Annotated in this window: 5 protein-coding genes; 3 read left to right on the top strand and 2 right to left on the bottom strand. The window is 33.5% G+C overall.

Features of this window, described 5'->3' with window-relative positions:
• Window positions 1–108: 108 nt before the first annotated feature.
• The 3 genes from B5E79_RS13060 to B5E79_RS13050 are packed head-to-tail and all read left to right on the top strand — an operon-like array spanning window position 109 to window position 3,295.
• The gene (locus B5E79_RS13060; protein WP_087298342.1) at window positions 109–1,326 is read left to right on the top strand and encodes a tyrosine-type recombinase/integrase; all 1,218 of its coding nucleotides are present in this window, start codon (window positions 109–111) and stop codon (window positions 1,324–1,326) included.
• Window positions 1,323–2,267 carry a tyrosine-type recombinase/integrase gene (locus B5E79_RS13055; protein WP_087298341.1) on the top strand — a complete coding sequence of 315 codons (945 nt, stop codon included), beginning with the start codon at window positions 1,323–1,325 and terminating at the stop codon, window positions 2,265–2,267. The genes B5E79_RS13060 and B5E79_RS13055 overlap by 4 nt, the downstream gene beginning before the upstream one ends.
• The gene (locus tag B5E79_RS13050; RefSeq protein ID WP_087246126.1) at window positions 2,264–3,295 is read left to right on the top strand and encodes a tyrosine-type recombinase/integrase; all 1,032 of its coding nucleotides are present in this window, start codon (window positions 2,264–2,266) and stop codon (window positions 3,293–3,295) included. Before B5E79_RS13055 ends, B5E79_RS13050 begins: the two co-directional genes overlap by 4 nt.
• Before the next feature lie 157 nt (window positions 3,296–3,452).
• Here B5E79_RS13050 and B5E79_RS13745 read toward each other — a convergent pair whose 3' ends face one another.
• Together B5E79_RS13745 and B5E79_RS13740 are read right to left on the bottom strand one after the other, a co-directional pair.
• Window positions 3,453–3,866 carry a group II intron maturase-specific domain-containing protein gene (locus B5E79_RS13745; protein WP_224762639.1) on the bottom strand — a complete coding sequence of 138 codons (414 nt, stop codon included), beginning with the start codon at window positions 3,864–3,866 and terminating at the stop codon, window positions 3,453–3,455.
• On the bottom strand, window positions 3,796–4,112 hold a 317-nt coding region (locus tag B5E79_RS13740), incomplete at its 5' end, for a reverse transcriptase domain-containing protein (protein ID WP_241147501.1). The genes B5E79_RS13740 and B5E79_RS13745, both read right to left, overlap by 71 nt.

Here is a 4,112-nt window from a genome sequence, read left to right as displayed (position 1 = left end):
ATTGCACTTATCCCGAATTATTGATTATCCCGAAAAACAGGTTTTTCCAATGAAAAATCAAGTAAAATTCGGGATAATTTTTTATAATGGCTTCAGGAGGTAATCATTATGAAAATACTTATAACTGAAGCTGTCGAATCAGCTATGAATGCATTCTTTGATGCATTAGGCAATGATACTTATAAAGAACAGTATCGCTCAACTCATTTCAATCCCATTTTAGTAGAATACAAACGGATGGGAGAGGATTATTACGATGAAGCAGTCAATGATAATGTTGAGAAAATATATCAATCTTATCTAGAAGCTAATCAATTTGGTAAAAGAACATTTAATAAACGTCTAAGAGGTCTGAGAATTCTTAAAGAAGTAATAAAAACCGGCAATTTTAAATGGAAATTTAAAATTGCCAATGAAGAAATAGTTACTAATCTGTTTACAGAATCCATTGATCGTTATATTGGAACCAGAGATTTAAGTCCTCGTAATATAGACTTTGAAAAAAAGACATTAATTAAATTCTCTACATTCTTGATTGAAAATGGTGTATATAGATATCAGGACATAACTTACGACCACATTGTATCTTTTATCAAACTTGTATCTTTAACTTCACCTGGATCGCTTGATAAAGTAGCTACTGCATTATCTAAATATATGCGAAAACTCTTTGATGAACATCTCATCTTTAAGGATATTTCACATCTTATAAAGGTCAAAAGAGTAAAAAATGGAAAAGTTAAAAAAGTTGCAGATATTAATGATATCACAAAGATTTTAAAAATCATTGATAGAAATAGCTCTGTAGGTAAGAGAGACTATGCAATCATCGTTTTAGCTTGCTTTACAGGAATCAGGGCAGGAGATATCGTTAATATAAAACTTTCTGATATTGATTGGAAAAATAAAGAAATCCTAATCATTCAAGGAAAGACTAATTCTTATCTAAAATTACCACTCAATAATGATGCGTGTGCAGCTTTGGCTGATTATGTCTTAAATGGAAGACCTGAGACTAAATCTGATAAGTTGTTCATCAGATCATTAGCACCATTTGAAGGATTCCGTGATGGTGTTTCGATAAATAATATATTAAGAAGAAGGTCAGCAGATGCGGGTGTAATGGTTGGTGGTAAGAATACGATACATGGTATAAGAAGGATGATTGCGACCGAAATGATAAAGTCTGATCAATCAATTTATACAGTAGCCCAGATACTTGGGCACCAATCAATAAAACCATCTAGACAATACATCGATCTTGATGTAGAAGGCCTGAGAAAATGCACACTATCTTTTGATGATATACGAGGTGATAGACGATGAAATATTGCTGGGAATATACAGATGATTATCTTGAATATCGCAGTAGTTGTGGATTAGATACAAAAAACCCTAGATGGTATATTAAAGATTTTTCAAGATACCTTAAAGATAACTATCCCAATGAAACGATCATTACAAAGAAGATGGTGATTCCATGGTGTATCGCAAGACCGACTGAAAAAAGTTATAGTTTCAAAAAGAGGATGTCTACTCTCAGGCAGTTTACTATATTCATCTATTCGATAGGTGTTTGTGAGTTTATCCTGGATACAAGTTTTACTCCCAAAGCAGAACGCTATATCCCATATATTTTCACTGATCAGGAACTTACTGATTTATTTGATACAGCCATCAGAAACAGCGTTCAAGATCCGAGTTCATATAAGAAGCTAATTATATCTGTTATCTATCGGTTGATATTTTATTGTGGATTGAGGCCTAACGAAGGAAGAGAAATAATGATAAGCGACATCAATCTTAATGATAAAACGATCTTCATAAGAAGGAATAAAGCTCATAAGGAAAGAATCATACCGATATCTGATGATGTCAATGAAATGATCAAAGATTATATGCGAAAAGCTTCGGTATTTAAAATGAATAGTCCCTATCTGTTTAGCTCACCTAGGCTTGATAGTTATAAATCGACTTGGCTTAGGACAGAGTTTTTAAAATTATGGAAAGCGACTAAAGAGCCATCTAATATGACCAGAATTAGAGTGTATGATCTACGACATCGATTTGCAACGACGTTAATGATGAAATTTCTTGATGAAGGAGAAGACCTGAATAATATATTGCCTTACATGAGTTCTTATATGGGACATTCCAGCTTTGAAGAAACAGCTTATTATATTCATTTACTACCTGATAGACTAAAGACTTCAAAAGCTATCGATTGGGGAATAATGGAATCACTCATTCCAGAGGTGTTACCATGAAAAAGAACGAGCTGAAATATTTCAAGATGATTCGCGATTTCTTTGAAATCTTTCTCCCAAACCAAAAAGGGGCAAGCAAACATACAATTAAGAGTTATAAAATCTGTATGAATCAATTCTTGGATTTCGCTAAGGCTAGTTTAGGCATCAAACTCAGAGATTTTGATTTTAATCATACAACGATTGAACTTGTCGAGTCATTTCTTGAGTATGGGGAAAATGAATATCATTGGTCAGCTAAGACTAGAAATCTAAAATTAGCTGCCATAAGATCATTCTACAAGTATTCTGCCAATCATGATATAACGTTAATCGATATTTACCTGAAACTTATGACGATTCCTATAAAATCTGTAACTAAAGGAATCATCATAGATTTCTTAAGTGAGAAAGAATTAGAATTTCTTCTCAGTCAACCTAATCAATTAAATGTCAAAGATAGAAGAAATCTCACGATGATGATTACTTTATATGATACAGGAGCTCGAATACAGGAATTATTAGATATAAGGCTCAAAGATATCTCTTTAGACTCATCTCCGCATATCGTTCTTAATGGTAAAGGAAGAAAGATGCGTATAGTTCCAATAATGGATAAAACAGTTGAGCATCTCAGGAAATATTTAGATAACTATGAGTTAACCAGTGAAGACCATGTCTTTTTTACATTTCATAACGGTGAACGAACAAAAATGAATCCTGACACAGTACAGAAATTTATCGATCGATACTGTATCATGGCAAATAATGCTGATTCAAGCTTTCCAAAACATATATATTGTCATATGTTTCGTCATTCTAGAGCTATGCATCTATACCGTAACGGTATGCCTCTTCCTCTGGTATCTGAATGGTTAGGTCATGCGCAGATTAACACCACTAGGGAATTCTATGCCAATGCAGATACTGAAATGAAAAGAAAAGCGATCAATGCAGCTTCATCCGTTATTGATATAACTAATACCAACACTAATGATTATGATTTTGATGATGAAGATCTTTTGAAAAAATTATATTCACTCAAGTAATAAAAATTATCCCGAATTTTACTTGATTTTTCATTGGAAAAACCTGTTTTTCGGGATAATCAATAATTCGGGATAAGTGCAATTATCCAGAATTCTGGATAATTGCACCGTACGTACGGGTCTCGTATACGGCGCTACATTTATATGTTAATACAACTTATCTTAGATAGTATGCGAGGGGATTGACCAAACCAGGTCTTTCCTCTTTTCTTATGGCTAGAATATCCGCATTAAGTAAGAAGTTAACTACATTCCCATTTGCTTGTCTATATAGTCCAAGCCTTGTATTCGCTACCGAATAGATTTGCTCATCACTGAAGTGATAAGGCAATTTCTCATTCAACTTTTGTAGATTTTTATATATCCTCGATGGTGTTTTCCACTGTTTCAGGATAATGACCCTTATTTTATGTCTCAACCATTGACCAAATTCATCTATGAAGTTCTTCATTCTTCCAATTCGAAAGTAGTTTATCCATCCATTGACGATTTGATTTATCCTAGTGAATGTTTTTTGTATTGGTCTGTGCAACACATTTCTTTCGGATGAGTTCCTTTCGACATTTGTCATACAGGTTTTTCTTACTCTTCTTTGTAGGAATACATTCCCATCTTGATGAGTTCTTCCAATATGTAAAACCTAGAAATTGACTATTCGTTGGTCTTACTATCTTTGTTTTGGTTGCACTGACCTTTAGAAATAATTTTCTCTCTAGCCATGATGTGACTGACTTCATCACTCGATTTGCTGCCATCTCGCTTTTAACGAAGATATTACTATCGTCCGCATATCTCACAAAGCATAGTCCCCTTGCTT

It is taken from the genome of Massilimicrobiota sp. An134, from assembly GCF_002160815.1.
Lineage (GTDB): Bacteria > Bacillota_I > Bacilli_A > Erysipelotrichales > Coprobacillaceae > Allocoprobacillus > Allocoprobacillus merdigallinarum.
This window is presented reverse-complemented; position numbering and strand designations above follow the sequence as displayed.